Annotated in this window: 17 protein-coding genes; 3 read left to right on the plus strand and 14 right to left on the minus strand. The window is 32.2% G+C overall.

What is annotated here, in order from left to right:
* Position 1: 1 nt before the first annotated feature.
* From FNE73_RS15960 to FNE73_RS15970, 3 genes are read left to right on the plus strand one after another with little or no spacing between them, the layout of a single operon-like run.
* Positions 2-826 (plus strand): ChbG/HpnK family deacetylase, encoded by an 825-nt coding sequence (locus FNE73_RS15960; RefSeq protein WP_143885551.1) that lies wholly within the window; start codon positions 2-4, stop codon positions 824-826.
* The gene (locus FNE73_RS15965) at positions 807-1733 is read left to right on the plus strand and encodes a GNAT family N-acetyltransferase (protein ID WP_185147369.1); all 927 of its coding nucleotides are present in this window, start codon (positions 807-809) and stop codon (positions 1731-1733) included. Before FNE73_RS15960 ends, FNE73_RS15965 begins: the two co-directional genes overlap by 20 nt.
* Positions 1730-2308, plus strand: coding sequence for a GNAT family N-acetyltransferase (locus FNE73_RS15970; RefSeq protein ID WP_143885553.1), 579 nt, complete (start codon positions 1730-1732; stop codon positions 2306-2308). Before FNE73_RS15965 ends, FNE73_RS15970 begins: the two co-directional genes overlap by 4 nt.
* Here the strand turns inward: FNE73_RS15970 and FNE73_RS15975 are convergent.
* From FNE73_RS15975 to FNE73_RS16040, 14 genes are all read right to left on the minus strand, one after another.
* Positions 2300-3241 carry a glycosyltransferase family 2 protein gene (locus FNE73_RS15975; RefSeq protein ID WP_143885554.1) on the minus strand — a complete coding sequence of 314 codons (942 nt, stop codon included), beginning with the start codon at positions 3239-3241 and terminating at the stop codon, positions 2300-2302. The two genes, FNE73_RS15970 and FNE73_RS15975, sit on opposite strands and share 9 nt — an antisense overlap.
* A 117-nt stretch (positions 3242-3358) precedes the next feature.
* Positions 3359-4426, minus strand: a complete 1068-nt coding sequence (locus FNE73_RS15980; RefSeq protein ID WP_185147370.1) for a hypothetical protein — start codon at positions 4424-4426, stop codon at positions 3359-3361.
* The gene (locus tag FNE73_RS15985) at positions 4419-5372 is read right to left on the minus strand and encodes a glycosyltransferase family 2 protein (protein WP_143885556.1); all 954 of its coding nucleotides are present in this window, start codon (positions 5370-5372) and stop codon (positions 4419-4421) included. Before FNE73_RS15985 ends, FNE73_RS15980 begins: the two co-directional genes overlap by 8 nt.
* Positions 5369-6274, minus strand: a complete 906-nt coding sequence (locus FNE73_RS15990; protein ID WP_143885557.1) for a GT-D fold domain-containing glycosyltransferase — start codon at positions 6272-6274, stop codon at positions 5369-5371. The genes FNE73_RS15985 and FNE73_RS15990 overlap by 4 nt, the downstream gene beginning before the upstream one ends.
* Before the next feature lie 2 nt (positions 6275-6276).
* Positions 6277-8073 (minus strand): asparagine synthase (glutamine-hydrolyzing), encoded by a 1797-nt coding sequence (gene asnB / locus FNE73_RS15995; RefSeq protein ID WP_143885558.1) that lies wholly within the window; start codon positions 8071-8073, stop codon positions 6277-6279.
* 1 nt (position 8074) lies between these two features.
* Positions 8075-9259 carry a dTDP-4-amino-4,6-dideoxygalactose transaminase gene (rffA, locus tag FNE73_RS16000; protein ID WP_394366302.1) on the minus strand — a complete coding sequence of 395 codons (1185 nt, stop codon included), beginning with the start codon at positions 9257-9259 and terminating at the stop codon, positions 8075-8077.
* Between the two features lie 62 nt (positions 9260-9321).
* Positions 9322-10830 (minus strand): hypothetical protein, encoded by a 1509-nt coding sequence (locus FNE73_RS16005; RefSeq protein WP_143885560.1) that lies wholly within the window; start codon positions 10828-10830, stop codon positions 9322-9324.
* The gene (locus FNE73_RS16010; protein ID WP_143885561.1) at positions 10823-12496 is read right to left on the minus strand and encodes a DUF6044 family protein; all 1674 of its coding nucleotides are present in this window, start codon (positions 12494-12496) and stop codon (positions 10823-10825) included. The genes FNE73_RS16005 and FNE73_RS16010 overlap by 8 nt, the downstream gene beginning before the upstream one ends.
* Before the next feature lies 1 nt (position 12497).
* Positions 12498-13079, minus strand: a complete 582-nt coding sequence (locus FNE73_RS16015) for a GNAT family N-acetyltransferase (RefSeq protein ID WP_185147371.1) — start codon at positions 13077-13079, stop codon at positions 12498-12500.
* 109 nt (positions 13080-13188) lie between these two features.
* On the minus strand, positions 13189-14097 hold the full coding sequence (locus FNE73_RS16020; RefSeq protein ID WP_143885563.1) for a glycosyltransferase family 2 protein: 909 nt from the start codon (positions 14095-14097) through the stop codon (positions 13189-13191).
* Complete coding sequence (locus FNE73_RS16025) at positions 14094-14423, minus strand: hypothetical protein (protein ID WP_143885564.1); 330 nt, start codon at positions 14421-14423, stop codon at positions 14094-14096. Before FNE73_RS16025 ends, FNE73_RS16020 begins: the two co-directional genes overlap by 4 nt.
* Positions 14424-14458: 35 nt before the next feature.
* On the minus strand, positions 14459-15379 hold the full coding sequence (locus FNE73_RS16030; RefSeq protein WP_143885565.1) for a glycosyltransferase family 2 protein: 921 nt from the start codon (positions 15377-15379) through the stop codon (positions 14459-14461).
* A 1-nt stretch (position 15380) separates the two neighbouring features.
* Positions 15381-16064: an NAD-dependent epimerase/dehydratase family protein gene (locus FNE73_RS16035; RefSeq protein WP_143885566.1), complete on the minus strand. Its 684-nt coding sequence runs from the start codon at positions 16062-16064 to the stop codon at positions 15381-15383.
* Complete coding sequence (locus FNE73_RS16040; protein WP_143885567.1) at positions 16061-16924, minus strand: glycosyltransferase; 864 nt, start codon at positions 16922-16924, stop codon at positions 16061-16063. Before FNE73_RS16040 ends, FNE73_RS16035 begins: the two co-directional genes overlap by 4 nt.

The following is a 16924-nucleotide window of genomic DNA, read 5'->3' on the forward strand; positions in this document are numbered from 1 at the left end:
AATGAAGAATAGATTAATTGTAAATGCAGACGATTTTGGTTTGTCTGTAGGCGTAAATCAGGCAATACTAAAAGCAAATACAGAAGGTTTTTTAAACTCAGCAAGCTTAATGGCAAATACGGATTTTTTTGACCATGCAATTAAAGAAATAATTCCGAATTGCAGTAATCTCAATGTAGGTCTTCATATCAATCTAACCTGTTGCAAAGCGCTTTCCGGCAAAAGTACTATTACAGACAAGAATGGTTTTTTGACAAATGACTTTATAAGACTTTTATTTTTGAGAAAATCTGAAAAAAACCTTCAGATTATAGAAACTGAAATTGAATTACAGCTAAAAAAGCTTCTCGAAAATAATGTGAAAATTTCTCACATTGATGGTCATGAACACGTGCATATAATCCCTTCTATTAATAAAATCGTCCATAAACTTGCAAATAAATATAATATTGAAAGAATTCGTGAAATTAATGAAAATTTTGGAACAACCTTTAAATATAATTTAAGAACAGCAACCGTTGCTAATGTAATCAAGTTCTTTTTGCTTAAATTTCTGAGCAGTTTCAATCAAAATAAGAATGAGAGAGAGTTTTATACCATTCTCAATACTTGCGAAATTAATTCTGAAAATCTTTTCAATTATTTAGAATCTCAAAATGGCAAAACAGTAGAAATAATGCTGCATCCGTCATTAAAAGAATTTGATAATAAGAAAATGAACCTTGATCGCCGATTTGAAAAATTTTTGAAATCGGATTTCAGAAAACAGGAGTATGATTTATGTTTTAATAAAAAATTTAAAGAATATGCATTTTTCGGAAACTGAAACCTGGAAGAAGATCGTATTAGAAACGTATTCACTTCAAGCTAAGAAAATTTCTTTGTTTGGAAATGAGGTGTATCTTTTCTTCAACGGAAAACTTTTTGCTAATTCGCCTTACATTAGTCATTCTGGAGATTGTTTTCGAGAAAAGGAGCAAAACTTAGATAAAATAAAAGCGCTTCAAAAGCCAGTATTGATAAAATCAAAAAACAAAATAATCTTACCTGAAGATTATCCTCATTTTTTAATTGAAGATTATTTTACCTATGTTTTAGACCTTTCAAAAGGAAGAGATTATGTTTGGAGTAATCTAATTAAAGCAAAAGTAAGAACTCACATAAGAAAAGCAGAGAAAGTTTCGGCAGATGTAAAGTTTGGCAGAGAAGAACTAGTAGATGATTTTTACAAAGTAATTTCTGAAGCGTGGAGAGATTTGGGAACGCCTACTCACAGTAAAGAATTTTACTCAAATATTATTAAAAACCTAAATGAGTCCGAAGATTGGAACTCAGGATTTATTGTAATCTATATTAAGGGGATTCCCATTGCTTCTGCTTGTTTTGTTTACGATAGAGAATCAATACACCATCCTTATTCTGCAACCCTAAATGCTTACAAAAAATACTCTTTAAATAATTTGATTTATTGGAATCTTATCTTGTTTGCGTTCGAAAAAAATATTCAAAGATTCGATATGGGAAGAAGCAGGAGGGATCAGGGAACCTCAACATATAAAAAAGGTTGGGGAGCAGTAGAAGAGCAATTATACTATTATTACTTCAATAAAAAAAATCATAAAAACGATGAAGATGGAAAGCTAATAAAGTTTCTCATTCGTATGTGGAAGAGACTGCCGGTAAGTGTTGCAAATTTTTTAGGACCAAAACTAATTTATAAAGTATTGAAATGATTGTAAATATTCAAAAAAAAGATATTGCAGAAGTTGTAAAGATTCATAGGAATAATTTACCAAGTTTAATCAATTTTTATAATGATCTATTTATTAAAGAATTTTATATTCATCACTTGAACAAATGTGATAAAACAGTTTTGGTCGGCTATAAACAAAATTCAGAATTATGTGGTTTTGTTTTTGGTACCCTTGATGTTGAAGATATGTTTAGTAGTTTTATTGCTCAAAACAAACTGTATTTTATCAAACATACTTTTTTAGCATTAATACAACATCCTAAATATCTGTTTTATATTTTCCAAAGTTTTTTATCCAAAGGATTCAAACAGGGAGATTCTAAGACCCAACTGGTTTATATAGCCGTTGATCAACAGTATAAAGGATCAGGAATTGGAAAAAAGCTTTTGGAGGCATTTGAAGATAAACTGAAACAATCAGAAGATTATTACGAGCTAGAAGTTGAACAGAATAATCCTGCTCTTGATTTTTATAAAAGCAAAAATTTCAAAATCGTCAGAGAAGTTAATAATGTTCTGGAAAAAAAATATTTAATGGGAAAATCTTTAAAATAATTCGTTCCTGAAATTAATATTATACAACCCTGATTTTATACTTTTAAAATCCAGCACCGTATATTTTAGAATCATTCCCCATTTTTTCAGGAAGGGAGCTTGCGCAATTTCCCAGCTTCTGTGGGTTCTTTTAATGTGAAGCTTTATGTGTTCAGGTATCGTTTTTTCATTTTGTGCCCACTGATTTACTTCCCGCCAAAGCTTTACTCTTGTATTGGAAGGTTTTACTTTTTTGGCATCTACCTGCGTTATTCTGTTGCTCTCATGTACCCCTCTCATGGCAACTGCCTCATGTAAAATCCCTGGATGGAATTTCAGATAGTACGAAGATCTAAACAATAATTCTGTATCCTGATGCAGCCTTAAATGGGTCTTAAATAAAGGTTGCACTTTTTCCAGCAGTGACGTTTTTCTTATTGTTAAGGCGTCTATACTAAAAAGACCAAAACTTCCTTTCATATTCAGCTGTCCCTGAAAGACATCTTCAGGCATATGTTTTCGATACACCGTAGTCAAACGGTCACCAAATAAAGGGTAATATTGTTCTTTTGCTTTTTCAGAATAATAATGTACACCTAGAGCTCCATATACAGCATCAACTTCAGGGTTTTGGAAAAGTCTTTTTTCAGCATCAAAACGATTTGGAAGATAATAATCATCAGCATCTAAAAAAGCAATAAAGTCTCCTGTAGCTTTTTCGATAGCAAGATTTCTGCTTGCTCCTGCACCATGATTTTTTTTATCAGGGTGTTGGTAAAGCTTTACGCGGTCATATTTCTCAGCAAGTTGTCTGCAAACTTCCAAAGCATTATCAGGCGATTGATCCTCGACTAAAATAACTTCGTGTACTTCTTTAAATTGAAGAGCGGATTCTACAGCTTGGATTACATATTTTTCGGCGTTATAAACGGGCGTGATGACAGAGATTTTCATTATATATTGTGTTTTCTATAAGGTAGTTTGACTAAAAATATAATTTATCTTAAAATTTTAAAAATTATAATTTAATATTTAGGTTCTTGTTTTACTATTATTTGTAAGAAAGATTGTTTAGCTAAATTTTATACTTCTGTGTTCCGCCTGTAAATATATAAGTTTTTTCTTTTCAAGACTTTTATTGAGATTTTTCACCAAGGCTTGCGGAGTGAGATAGTTATTATAATAATCTAAAACATTTTTTCTCATTACAGCAATTTCCTGTTCCTGAAAAGTGAAAATTTCGTCCTTAAGAATTTGTTCTAAATGATGAAGGTCTTCAAATACAATTGCATTCATTTTATGCTTGAGATTAGGATACATTACTGCAGCATATTCTCTTTGTATGAGAGGAATGGTTCCTACGGACATTGCTTCGATCACATTATGACAGAGAGGCATTACGACTCCGGGACAGCATAAATAAAAGCTGAAATAGGAGAGTAATTCGCGGATGTCCTCCATTTTTATAGGATAGTTTTCCTTGATCGCGAAAACATATTTTTCATCTAAACTTCCGTTCGGATAAACAATATCTTTTTTACCGTAAATTGAAATAAACTGCTCTTTTTTCTGGAAAAAATCTAAAAGTGCAGCTCGTGTTTCCACAATAAAAGCAGTTCTTTTGATATCTAAATAAGCTTTAGCATCAAAATTTCCATAACAGAAAATGGAGTTGAATCTCTTTCTTTCTGTATCAATTTTATGATTCCAAATCTCTTTATTGTACATGAATGGATGAAAACTCATAGGAATATGAAAAGCATTTTCATCAATATTATTATGTTCGAAATAAGTAGAAAAATAATCAGGACTGAACATTTCATCATTTATTTCGATACAGTTTTCTGGAATATTTCTTTTGTGAATGCTTAAAAAGTTTTTTTCCCGGACAATAAGTCCTAAGTAACGGTCTTTATTTCTAAGATTCCTGAATCTTGCGAAATTCATGGGATACACAATATGATAGCCTGAAAGCTGGTAGAATTTAACCAATAAGTAAAAAAAACGATGATAAAGATTCGGGTTCTCAAAATTGATCAGCAATGTTTTATCATTCTTTGGCGGATTGTAAAACTTTAATTTCACATAAGCTAAAGAATCGCTCACAAGTCTTTTGATCGGGTTAATTTTTCTACTCATCATAAGGGTTGTTTAAAGCGTGAAACCGATATCTTGTTTTCAGAAATTCCGGATATTGCAGTGCTGTACCCAAAAATGAAAGCCATTTTGTTAACCCCTTCTGATTTGCTATTTTAAAGCTGAAATAATCCAAAGCTATTTTTTTTGCATATTCTTTTTCTAAAGCATTGGCTTTGCTCCATAAATAAACAGACTCACTATACAGTAAACTGTTTTTGTAAAATTTTGAAGAATAAGGTTTTATCTTTGTAATTCTGTTATCATCATGTATTCCTCTAATGGCAACAGCCTGATCAATAATTCCTGATTTTAAATAACAGAGATATGCCAGTTTAAGGTTGAAATCAGAATCCTGATGTACACGGAGATTTACATTAAAACGAAGGTTAGCTTTGTCTAAAGCTGATTTTTTTATCGTTAAACTATTCAGATGAAAAAAAGAGCCGAATGTTTTTGAAGTTAAGCCCAGCAAACCTTTCAAAACTTCTTTTCCTTCCGCAGAATAATTTACGGTGGTAAGATTAGATTCTTTAAATTTCTGCTGAAATTCCTGTTTGCCTTTTTCCGTTATGTATTCCACGCCAATTGCTCCAAAAACACCATCGATTTTCGGATCTTTGAAAATTTCTTTTTCCGCATCAAAACGGTTGGGAAGATAATAATCATCTGCATCCAGAAAAGCAATAAAATCACCTGTCGATTTTTCGATTCCCAAATTTCTTGTCGCTCCGGCGCCGTGATTTCCTTCGTCGTGATGCAGGAATAACTTAATTCTGGAATTTTCTGAGGCTAGTTTTTTACAAATTTCTAAAGAATTGTCAGTAGAACAATCTTCTGCCAAAACAATTTCTTTTACCTCATCAAATTGCAGAGCAGATTCTACAGATTTTCTTAAAAATCCGGAAGCGTTATAAACGGGGATGATCACAGAAATGTTCAGGTTCATTCTTTTATTTCTAAAATGATACTTTCTTGATAAGATCGGGCAAATTCCTCAGGAATATCAAACGACTCCTGTTTTTCTGCTTCGTTCACGTGTCTTCCTTCGATGGCAATTTTTTCTGTAGCTTTCTTTAAAAACCAGATGTATTCAATATCAATATGTCCGATATCAATAGTCCAGTAATTATCTTTAGCGAGATCATAAGCCAAAATGGTTGCTGTAGGACCTAAAGCCGCCAAGATAAGTCTGTCTTTTCCCAGTTCTGCTGCAGCTTCAAAAATTTTATCATAACATCTGAAGGCGTTTTTTTCGGGACAGATAATCCTTTTAAGAGAGGCTGCATTGTCAAACAGATCATTTCCTACTCCCAATCGGGAATATCTTCCTTCAATAATCAGTATATCTTTTTTGTCCCATATTTTTTTTAGGGATTTGATGATATCTGTATTTCTTTTTTCGGATTTGTCTTCATAACCAAGATAAAATCTCGTGATGAATGAATTTCCGTAGGTTTTGTTTTGATCTAAAAAAGGAGAAATTCTGGAACCGTAATTGTTAATGAATTTTTTCCACCAATATTTGGTAATAATATCAAATGAGCGTACTGTAACAAGTGGTTCAGGAAGACAAACTAAATGGTTTTTAAGATCTGAACTTATTACCTCACGCATTTTTTCACGAATTCTCTCACTGTTTTCCTGAAATTCCAGTTCGTACTGCGGAAGCATCAATCTGAATTCTCCATCTCCGAATCTGCTTACCGAACGACGGTTTTTAACAATCTCCTCAATCGTCTCTTTTATATTCAAAATACGATAAGCGGGAAAGTCTGCACGAAGTTTCCGCGTATTGAAAAGCCACTGATAATAGTAGAAACGGGAAGTTATTCTTTTTTTCAGACTCATAATTACAGATGTTTTTCGTTGTTATGAGCCCAAAGAGCCAACTGCAAAAGACACCAGTGTTTGTAATCTTTGGTCAGTAAATTCTGTGTAGCCTTAAAATCGATGTAATTAAAAATCTTTTGGTTAGGATTTTTTAACAGTTCATCGGAAAAGCGAAGAAGGCTGTCTTCTGTAAACCAGTTTTTTACATTCATCCCGAATCCCTGTTTATGTCTTTTTCTGATGGTTTCCGTCCAGTAAGAACCCATCGATTCGCGAAGTATAATTTTATCGTTATCGTTACTAAGTTTAAGATTTTCCGGAAGCTGAATGCAGAATTCTGCAAAATCCAGATCAAGAAACGGTGTTCTTACTTCTAACGAATTTGCCATTGCCATTCTGTCGGATTTTACCATCATATTCGATGGCACAAAATCTTCGATATCCAATCGCATAATATCATTTAAAGAATCCGGATCCGGAATAAAGCTGTAAGGCTGCTCATAATCTGAATGCAGTCCTAAAGCCTCTCTTTCTTGCTTTGAAAAAGCTCTTCTTACATAATTTCTGTGGAAGTTCAGAATATTTTTGTTTTCAATATTCTGCTGACTGATAAAAGAAATAGGTTTTAATTTCTGATACAGTTTTAGTCCAAACTGGGCAATGATATTTTTGTAACTGAAATGACTTCTCAGTTTATTTTCAACGGTGTAAAAATGATAGCCGCCAAATAATTCATCTCCCACATCACCTGAAAGAACAACGGTTAGATTTTTCCGGGCATTTCTGCAGATCTCAAAATGCGGAATGGAAGAAGAATCTGCAAAAGGTTCATCGAAAAAAGGAGAAGTTTTTAAAAGAGCTGTTACCAGATCTTCCTTTTTCTCGTGAACTTCAATATGATTGGTATTGTATTTATCGGCTATTTCTTTGGCATATTTCAGTTCGCTGTCTTCATGATCATAACCAAAGCTAATGGTTGTCTGTTTCGGTAAAAATTCGGCAACAAGCCCTACAATAGAAGAAGAATCTAAACCGCCACTCAGAAAACTTCCTACTTCAACATCGGCTACCAACTGTTTTTTAACAGCATTCTTTAAAAGATAAGTAAATTCTTCTTTAGCATCCGATAAACTGATGATTCTGTCTTTTTTGGGAAGACTGTAATATCTTGAAACGGATATTTTGCCATCTTTCCAGATCAGCTGATGAGCAGGAGGAAGCGCATGAATATTTTCGTAAATACTTTGGTATGTACTTACATAACCATGCTGAAGATAGTAGGAAAGAGCTGAATTATCTACTTTCGGACGAATTAACCCGGAAGCAAGAATAGCTTTTATTTCAGAAGCAAAAATAAATTCATTATTGTTCCCGATAGCGTAATAGAAAGGTTTTTCTCCAAAACGGTCTCTGGCGCAGAACAGTTCCTGCTTTTCGTTGTCCCAGATGGCAAAAGCAAACATTCCCGGAAGATCCTGGATGAGGTTTTCTTTTTTTCTCTGATACATGGCAAGAATTACCTCCGTATCAGAACTTCCGCGGTAAGGATATTCAGGGTAATTCGCTTTAATGTCCAGATAACCGTAGATTTCACCATTTAGAACGATGCACTCTCGTTTTGTGGCAGAAAACATGGGCTGTTTTCCGTTTTCGGAAAGATCAATAATAGAAAGCCTCCGGTGTCCTAAAGCTGCATTTTCATAAAATTCAAAATGCGAAGAATCCGGACCGCGATGGGCAATAGCATCAGTCATTTTTTTTAGCTTCTCCTGATAATTTCTGGCGTTGTTTGTGACGATTCCCGCTATTCCGCACATATTATATTTTATTTTGGAAATTTTGTATAACGGTTGTTATTTTCTTCATTTCACTATCCGATAAATCATAGAACATTGGTATTCTCAGTAGTGTGTTTTCAAAAATATCTGAATTCGTAAGTATTCTTCCATCATGTTTGTTTTGGTAATATTCGCTTTTATGAAGCGAAAGGTAATGAAAAACAGACAGAATCTGATTTTGTTTTAGATGCTCAATCATTTTGCTTCTGCTTTCTATATTGTCAAAAAGCAAATAAAACATATGAGCGTTATTGGTAGCATATACAGGAATTTCTGGTAGTTTTATAAAATTTGATTCTTTGAGATTGTCGAAGTAATAATTCCATATTTTTAATCTTTTCTCCTGAATGACCTCTAAATTTTCCAATTGAGCCCAAAGAAATGCAGAAATTATTTCACTGGGTAAAAAAGAGGAACCTGTATCTACCCAACCATATTTATTGATTTCACCTCTGAAAAACTGATTTCTGTTTGTCCCCTTTTCCCAAATTATTTCTGCACGATCAATGTATTGTGAATCATTAACCGTTAACATTCCTCCTTCACCTGAAATTATATTTTTGGTTTCGTGAAAAGAAAATGCTCCGAAATGTCCTATACTGCCTAATGCTTTTTTGGTACCGTCAGAAAATGTATAATAACTATCAATAGCTTGTGCCGCATCTTCTATTACAAACAATTGATGACGATTTGCAATATTCATTATTTTTTCCATATCACAAGCTACTCCTGCGTAATGTACCACAACAATAGCTTTCGTTTTTGATGTTATCAAACTCTCAATTTGATCAGCATCAATATTTGGATTATTTTTATATGAATCTGCGAATATTATTTTTGCCCCTTGTCTCACAAATGCCAAGGCAGTGGAAACAAAAGTATAGCTTGGAATAATAACCTCATCACCCGCTTCGATATCAGCAAGGATAGCAGCCATTTCTAATGCGTCAGTACAAGAAGTTGTAAGGAGTACTTTACCGAACATATATTTTTCCTCAAAAAAATGATGACACTTTTGGGTGAAAATTCCATTGCCTGAAATCTTCCCTGATTTTACAGCTTCTTCAATATAATGAGTTTCTTTTCCGGTAAGGTGAGGTTTGTTAAAGGGGATCATGTTATTCAAGTATTGATTTGTTTTTAACTTTGAAAAGTGCTTTGAAATTAGCTTATAGAATTATAAATTAACATTAAAGATATAATGTTTTATGTTATATAACAATAGATCTATTCTAATTGATTGCTGATTCTGAAAAGGTTTGTTTTAATTTTAATTAATCTTCTTTTGTTTTTTTTCAAATGCTTTTCTATCATTGTCTGTGTATTATTCTCTGCAATATAGTATAGATGTTTATCATTGAAATGCTTGTCATCTACTAATGACAAATGAATTGATGGATGATGTTTTTTATACTTTTGCTTTAATAAAGGTAAATTGGTGAGCCATCCTCCGGGAATAACAGTAGACTTTTCATCAATTTTTTGAATGGTTGTTTGTGAAAAGTAGTTGCTTCCATCCAGCATTATCGTATCTTCAGGTAAATTTAAATGTTCAAATTTTTTTTTGGATTCAGGATAAAAAATATAAATTTTTATAATAATAGCTGCTAAAAAAATAAACAGAATTGATTGTATTCTATTTTCTTTTGAAAAGTTAATTTTTGCATTTTCAAGAACAAGATAAGCGCTCAAAAAAATCATCGGAAGTATGATTCTATCTTTTAAAGTATGGGTTAACATTAAATAGCTCATTAATAATAACAAAACTCCTATCACAGCAATAAGTTGAAATTTCTTATTTATAATACATATTAATATGCTGATAATTGAAAATATGAGTAGATAGAAAAAGTTTGTAAATCTCAAATTTTTAAGCACATTGTAAATAAAAATGGAGTGATTTGTTTTTAATTTGTTATTGATTCCTTTTAATGCCTCTAAGGTCATAGCATCTGTAAAGATAAATCTTCTTGCAGCCAATTCAAGATCATTTTTTGCCGGATTTTTCTTTTGTTCATATTCTGCCAAAAGATAACCGATACCAAAGTTATCATTTATTGTACCTCGCTCTTTATTATATTCACTATAAAATATCCAATCCTGATTTTCTTTATAAGTTTTATTGTTAATTGTATTGATAATTAACGCATTAATACAGGCAATAGAGAGATATATAATTAGTATTTTTAGTTTTTTTCGATAATTTTTTAGAATTAAGTATAAAGCCAAAATTCCAAAGCATAATATTACCATATCAAATCTATATAACATACCAATTAACAAGAGAATTAATGATGTAATTATGGATATGATTTTTTTATCTTTTAAATACGATTCTAAAAGTAAAAAACTCGCAAACGACAATAAAAAAGATAATGTTGTAAAATTTAAATAACAGAGATAATAAAATAGAGGGAGCAGAAATATAAGCGACTTAAGAGATCCCGTTTTTTCTTGTAATTTAATGATTATAATAAAGCTACTCAAAAATTGTGAAAGAATAAAAATAATAAAATACCATTCGTAGGTGGGCCAATTTGTGTAAAGAAATACAAAGAAATAGCCTAAAATAGAATTTATAAAAACCAAATGATAATCTTTAGTTCCGAAAAAACTCCCATTTGCAATTCTCATCATATATCCATCATCACCTGCTATAAATATTATGTTTAAATAATTCAACGCAAGAATGTAAATGATCAATAATATTGCAAAAACGATAAATTTCCTATTCATTGGATATCACTTTATATATATAGATATGTTGCCAGTATTTTGAATATATAACCTTGTATGGAGTGAGGTATATATTTGTTAGGGGTATTGTAGAAAAAACGTAATTGATATTTAAATCGGGAACAGCCTCTTTATCAATCAAAAGTTCTTTTGGCTCTTTAGAATATTTTTGTAATACCTGTTGTCCGATAACAAAATTGTCAGTAAAAATAAAATTCTGTCCCATATAGGAATCATATTTTATTTGTAATTCTGGATTTTTATTCAATATAGGTGTAATGAGCTTTCTGAATTTGTTTTTATAGGATTTTTCGTAATAAGGAAAATAACCATCAGCGGTATAAAATCCATGGTATTGAGCTGCTGCAGGATCAAAGCCATAACTTATGACCCGGTATTTTGATTTGTCTTCGGGCAGTAATTTAGAGATTTCTTTAAATTCTTCAATCATGTAGTAATCTTTAAATGAAAAGTAGTATTCTCTGAAAGAATGTCTGATATTCTGGTAAGGAATATTAATCCTTAATACTGTGTAAAAATTAACAAGAAGAAAAAGGGCAGCTGTAATGCTAATGGTTTTTTTATCCATGCTACTGAGATCTTCTAAAATAAAAATCAATATTATATACCAGAGCAGACCGTTGAAAAAATAGAATCTGTAGAGCGTAAGACCAAACAGAAAATCAAGCTTCAAAGCTTTTATAAGACAGGGGAACATATTGATATTGAAATATGAAAAAAAACAGGTGAAGATAATCAAGCAAAAAAGAGCAGCTGTTTTCTTTATATTTTTTAAAGGGATGAAAAATGAAGTAATACAATAGATAATAAAAGAAGCAATAATAAACTGATGTCTTGCGGGAGCGTGAGACCCGTTTTCTGTCCACAATCTTGTAAAAACTGTTTCTAAGCCTGTTTTCCAAATAAGTTCACCGGCTATACCAATATTTCTATTGGAAACAAAAGTGGGATTTACAGTTTCCATAATAAAACGATAATTGGTTATTAAGTAGCCGATTACCAGTAAACCTAAAAAGAGAAATGCTGATTTGTTTATTTTCTTAGTTGTTATGCTATAGTATATAGTGAAAATACCTAAGAGGAAAATGAGAAACATTCCATAAACAATAAAACTTGAATATAAAATGTAAAAAGCCGCAAATAAATAATAGAAAAAATGAATACGTTGATATCTTAATAGTTTTACTAATATCAATATCATAATCGGAGCAGCTGCCGTGCTGATGCCCCCAAATTGCCAAAAATTAAGTAACGCAAAAGTTAAAGATACAATGACTAAAAGAGCGATGTTAATTTTAGGACATAAATATTTTCCTAAAATTAAAAGCGAAATGTATCCGGTAAGCGAAATTAGCAAGCTGTTAATGACAAGCGCATAGAAAGGACTAAGTATATTATATAAAAAATAAATAAAGTCCAGCTCATTTCCATAGCTAACTCTAAATTGGTTCTCAATATTTGGAAGTGGAGTGCTGTTTGCTGAAAATGACAATCCGCTTTCCGAAAGAATTTTTAGCCAAACCGCATTAGAATCCAAATAATCTGCGGGAGATCCTAAATAGGAATTCTCGCCAAAAATAAAAAAAGAAACATACAGGATGATAATGAATATTACCCCGCTTACAATAATCATTTTTCTTTTCATATTATTTTTTCCAAAAATGTTTTAAAATAATACGCTCCTTTACTGTATACCCCATTTTTTGATAGAAACTACATGCACCAACATTTTGCTCTTGTGTTGGAATATCCATTTCAGTCATTGCATTTTCCCTGCAATAGTTTTCTGCTTTCTTTAACAGGCGTTTTCCTATGCCTTGTCCTTGTAATTTAGGGTGGGTAGCTATGAGCCCTATTTTTGCTGTTGTGTTACTTTGCTGAACTGTTACAAAACCTGTTGCTCCCAAATTTTTATCTTTTGTGAAAAAAGTTTTGATTGCGAATTTTTTATTAAGACTATTTCTTACCCATAATTCATAAAGATTTTTGAACTTCGCTTCACCAAATTTAGAATCTAAAAGAAATCTGCTGTATTTTCCGCTTTCGTATGCAAGCTGAAAAAAATATTCATCTTCTTGTGGCAAACAATCTGTGTCAAAAATTTCATGTGAAGACTCTGTATTTTCTTCACATAGTTTTTTTGAAAATACAATCTTTGTTTCACTAAATGTTTCGGTAAAACCTTCAATTTTGATATCTGAATCCCTTTTTTGCTTAATAACAACCAAATCGTAGTAATTGCCATCAAGTTCCAGGTTTATTAAATCATCGTTTACGATGTGTAATTCTCCAATATTTTTAGCAAAAAAATTGCTGTCCCATTGAAGTTTAGTAAGATTATTCTTCATCGATAATATATACAGGTCTGTTCTTTGTCTGGTTAAAAGTTTTTCCGAGATATATTCCTAAAATACCAAGACACATAAAAGTAACACCAAATAAAAACCAAATTGAAAGTATGAGTGAGCTGTAGCCAGGCTCACTTATTTCTCCTCGGAGAGTTTTTATAAATACCCATGCTCCTCCTAAAAATGATATTAGAGAAATTGCAGCTCCCAGATTCACAAACAATTTTAAAGGTTTATCGGAAAAAGAGACAATCACATTGAAAGCAAGAGATATAAGCTTTCCAAGGCTATACGATGATTCTCCCTCATCTCTCTCCTGATGATCTACAGCAACAGTGGTAGCTCTATAACCTACCCAATTGATAAAAAGTGGAAAGAATTTTATATAATCGTTGACATTTAAAACCTGTCTGATAACTTTTTCGTGATAGATACCAAAGTTGGCTACTTCATTGTTGATCTTAATGCCGGCAAGGTAATTAAAAATCTTATAAAATACCCTTGAACTTAATTTTTTTAATCTTCCATCCTTTCTTTGTACTCTACTTGCCTGAACAATATCATACCCTTCAAGAGCCTTGAAATAAAGCTTTTCAATCTCCTTGGGCTGATCCTGAAGATCACAGTCCATTACAACAATCCATTCACCCTTCGCTTTTGATAATCCGGCCATTATTGCGGCATGCTGTCCAAAATTTCTGCTCAAACGGTAAATTCTTAAAGCTGGATGAAGCCCTGCTAAATTTTCCATGACTTTCCATGAATTATCTGGACTTCGGTCATCAACCAGAATAATCTCATAATCAGCGTTGAATTTTTGCATTATGGCAGTAATCTCACTTACTAGTTTTGGGAGAATTTTTTCTGCACGATATACAGGACTTACTATACTTATCACAACTCACCGTTTTTAATGGAAGACTTTTTACAAAAAAACAAATCTTCTTCAGGATTTAAGCCATAAGAAGGGTATTTGTCGGATGGAAGTTTTAAATCTGCAATAAGAAATGCATAAAGTAATCTTTCTCTGTCTCGGGAATGGCATTTGTAGCATCCTGCAGCTCTTTTTCCTCCGCCTATAACATGCTTTTCTTTGAGCATAGGAAGGTTATGACCTACAGTTTCTAAATCTTCCGACTGATAACCACAAAACGGACATTGATAGCGTGTTTCGGAGTGACTGTCTAGTTTTATTTTTCTTTGGATTTTTTTTAAAAAATTCATATTTGCATTGTATTGAGGGAATTAAGGTGTCAAATTTACACATTCAGAAAGGTTAATCCAACTTCTTTTACCTGATTGCGCAAATACATGAGTAATTTTTCATCTTTGATTATCTTTCTATACTTCTGCTGAAGTTTCTTGTATTGTGTCCGGTTTCCGTTAAGCAGGTTTTTGAGGATGCTTTGCCGGAGCGATTTCTTTTCGAGCAACATGGCATTCGGAAGATTAGGATTCATTATTTTGGTTTCAATATCCAGATCTTCGTATTTTGTATAATCTACTTTTTGGAGGATCTGTTTTCCATCGTGTACAACTTTGCTTGAAGGAACTAAAAATACTTTTTTCTGATGATACTTTATACGGTTTACATACTCAATATCTTCACCATAATGAAAAAAGTAAGGATTAAAGCCACCCACTGTTTCTATTGTTTTTTTTGGTAAAAGCCAATGTGCAGCATTAATGAAGTTCATTTCATAATAGGATTTCAGATTCTGAAAATACAGGTCTGAAATTAACCGTGTTTTTTCAAAATTATGAGCGATATACTTGTCTAAAAAAATATCCAGTAATTTTTCGCTGCCATCCAGATGCATTGGGCTGAGAACTCCGATTTCTTCTTTTTGACGATATTCTTCATATGCATCAAGAAGTTTTTTGATGCTGTCTTCGTATAACCATGCATCCTGATTCATCAGATAGAAAAAGTCAGCCTCGCTTTTATAGGCTTTTTCTATTCCTATATTGTTGGCTTTACCGAAGCCTAAATTTTTTTCGGACTGAATCAATTCAACTTCGGGAAAATTTGCCGTAATGTATTTTTGTGTGCCGTCTGTAGAACCATTGTCCACCACAATACAGTGAATAGGAACAGAAGACTGCCTTAAACTGGTAAAGCATTTTTCTGCCCACTTTCTGGCGTTGTACGTAACAATGATTACAAATACTTTGGGCATATTATTTTTTATAATAAGTATTAATTAAGTTATTAAGATATAACTTTTTATCATTAAGATTATTTCTCTTAAAATAGTATTCTATTTTTGAAACTTCAATCTGATAACCAGAGCCCTCATTCTGTAAATGCAGAAGGGGTTCTGTCTGTAAAACATCAGAAATAGTTTCTGTGATTTCAATAATAGAGAAATTCTGCAGATACGCTAAATTGATGATCTGATTACTGCTGAAATTTTCTACAATATCCTGAGTAATAGCAACTACATCTTTTACATCTATAAGATTTCTGGTTGCTTTGGTGTGTATTGTGATTTTATTTTGGCTGTATATTTCCCGAACCAGATAATTAAGCAAAAGATTAGGATTTCCTCCGTTTCCAACAGCATTACTCACTCTTAAAATAAAATATTTTTTACACGAATCTGCGATAATCTGTTCCATTTTAAGCTTATGCAAAACATATTGGCTGTTATTCTTGGAAGAGTCATAGATACTGCAGGTTGAGAAATAGACAAGAGTTTTCTCAGGATGTTCTGTGATGTATCTTTTCAATAATTCCTGTTCCCGTTCGAATTCTGATTTTCTTGTTTCCAAGGAATTGGAAACACCGGAAGCGAAAAAAAGATGCTCCGGAGAATCAATACCCAAAAGGGCGCTGCCTATAAGTCCGTTTCCTACAATCATTGTGCTTTATTAATGTTTTTTGAATATCTCATCAGCTTGTAATATTTTTTCACAAAAAATAGATGATGTACAAATTTAAGATGTTTTAACGGATAAAATTTAAGAGAGAATAAGACATTCTTCAAATTAACGGGATAAAACTTGAAATATTGATATAAAAATCCGTCAAAAGCGTTTTTTTCTGTCTGAGAATCTATAATCTGATCAAATGTAAAACTAAGTTTTTCTCTTATTTTTATATTGGCATCCAACCAATTTTTATCAAGATTTCCGCCTGAGAAATGTTTGATTAATATATCATCTATTACATAATTTTGAAGTTTTCTGGAGACTCTTAAGCTGAAATCCAGATCATAGCCATGAAATCCTATTAAATTCTCATCAAATCTGAATATATCAAAATTGTCTTTTCTTGTTGCGATGAATACTCCGTCTACAGCAAAAACCTTAGTCCTGTTTTCTTCTGTAGAGCTGATGTGAAAAAACTCTGTATTCTCCTTATTTCCCTGTAAAATATATACAGAATTGTATTTTTCAGCAACCGTCCAGCTTGATGGGGCATACGGAACATACGATGAACCCGCAACTCCTATAATTCCTGTACTTTCTTTCTGTAAATGATTTAGTAATTTGTGACCCCAATTTTTCGTATAAAAGATGATGTCTTCGTGTAAAAAAAGAAGATTTTCATATTTGGATTTTTCTGCTCCAGAGTTGTAGGCTTCAGTAATGCTCATCAAATTCGGGTTCCACATCTGAATAATTTCATATTGGAAATCTTCTCCGATCGTTTCGCTTATATTTTCAATCAGCTGATCAAAGTAGTGTTTTTGGTATGATGAGATAATGATTGAGAGCAT

Source organism: Chryseobacterium binzhouense (genome assembly GCF_007474545.1).
GTDB lineage: Bacteria > Bacteroidota > Bacteroidia > Flavobacteriales > Weeksellaceae > Chryseobacterium > Chryseobacterium binzhouense.

What these genes read in the sequence shown, in the direction of transcription:
- FNE73_RS15960 (WP_143885551.1), top strand. Translation starts at nt 2, where the DNA reads ATGAAGAATAGATTAATTGTAAATGCAGACGATTTTGGTTTGTCTGTA.
- FNE73_RS15965 (WP_185147369.1), top strand. Translation starts at nt 807, where the DNA reads ATGCATTTTTCGGAAACTGAAACCTGGAAGAAGATCGTATTAGAAACG.
- FNE73_RS15970 (WP_143885553.1), top strand. Translation starts at nt 1,730, where the DNA reads ATGATTGTAAATATTCAAAAAAAAGATATTGCAGAAGTTGTAAAGATT.
- FNE73_RS15975 (WP_143885554.1), bottom strand. Translation starts at nt 3,241, where the DNA reads ATGAAAATCTCTGTCATCACGCCCGTTTATAACGCCGAAAAATATGTA.
- FNE73_RS15980 (WP_185147370.1), bottom strand. Translation starts at nt 4,426, where the DNA reads ATGAGTAGAAAAATTAACCCGATCAAAAGACTTGTGAGCGATTCTTTA.
- FNE73_RS15985 (WP_143885556.1), bottom strand. Translation starts at nt 5,372, where the DNA reads ATGAACCTGAACATTTCTGTGATCATCCCCGTTTATAACGCTTCCGGA.
- FNE73_RS15990 (WP_143885557.1), bottom strand. Translation starts at nt 6,274, where the DNA reads ATGAGTCTGAAAAAAAGAATAACTTCCCGTTTCTACTATTATCAGTGG.
- asnB (WP_143885558.1), bottom strand. Translation starts at nt 8,073, where the DNA reads ATGTGCGGAATAGCGGGAATCGTCACAAACAACGCCAGAAATTATCAG.
- FNE73_RS16005 (WP_143885560.1), bottom strand. Translation starts at nt 10,830, where the DNA reads ATGAATAGGAAATTTATCGTTTTTGCAATATTATTGATCATTTACATT.
- FNE73_RS16010 (WP_143885561.1), bottom strand. Translation starts at nt 12,496, where the DNA reads ATGAAAAGAAAAATGATTATTGTAAGCGGGGTAATATTCATTATCATC.
- FNE73_RS16025 (WP_143885564.1), bottom strand. Translation starts at nt 14,423, where the DNA reads ATGAATTTTTTAAAAAAAATCCAAAGAAAAATAAAACTAGACAGTCAC.
- FNE73_RS16030 (WP_143885565.1), bottom strand. Translation starts at nt 15,379, where the DNA reads ATGCCCAAAGTATTTGTAATCATTGTTACGTACAACGCCAGAAAGTGG.
- FNE73_RS16035 (WP_143885566.1), bottom strand. Translation starts at nt 16,064, where the DNA reads ATGATTGTAGGAAACGGACTTATAGGCAGCGCCCTTTTGGGTATTGAT.
- FNE73_RS16040 (WP_143885567.1), bottom strand. Translation starts at nt 16,924, where the DNA reads ATGCTCTCAATCATTATCTCATCATACCAAAAACACTACTTTGATCAG.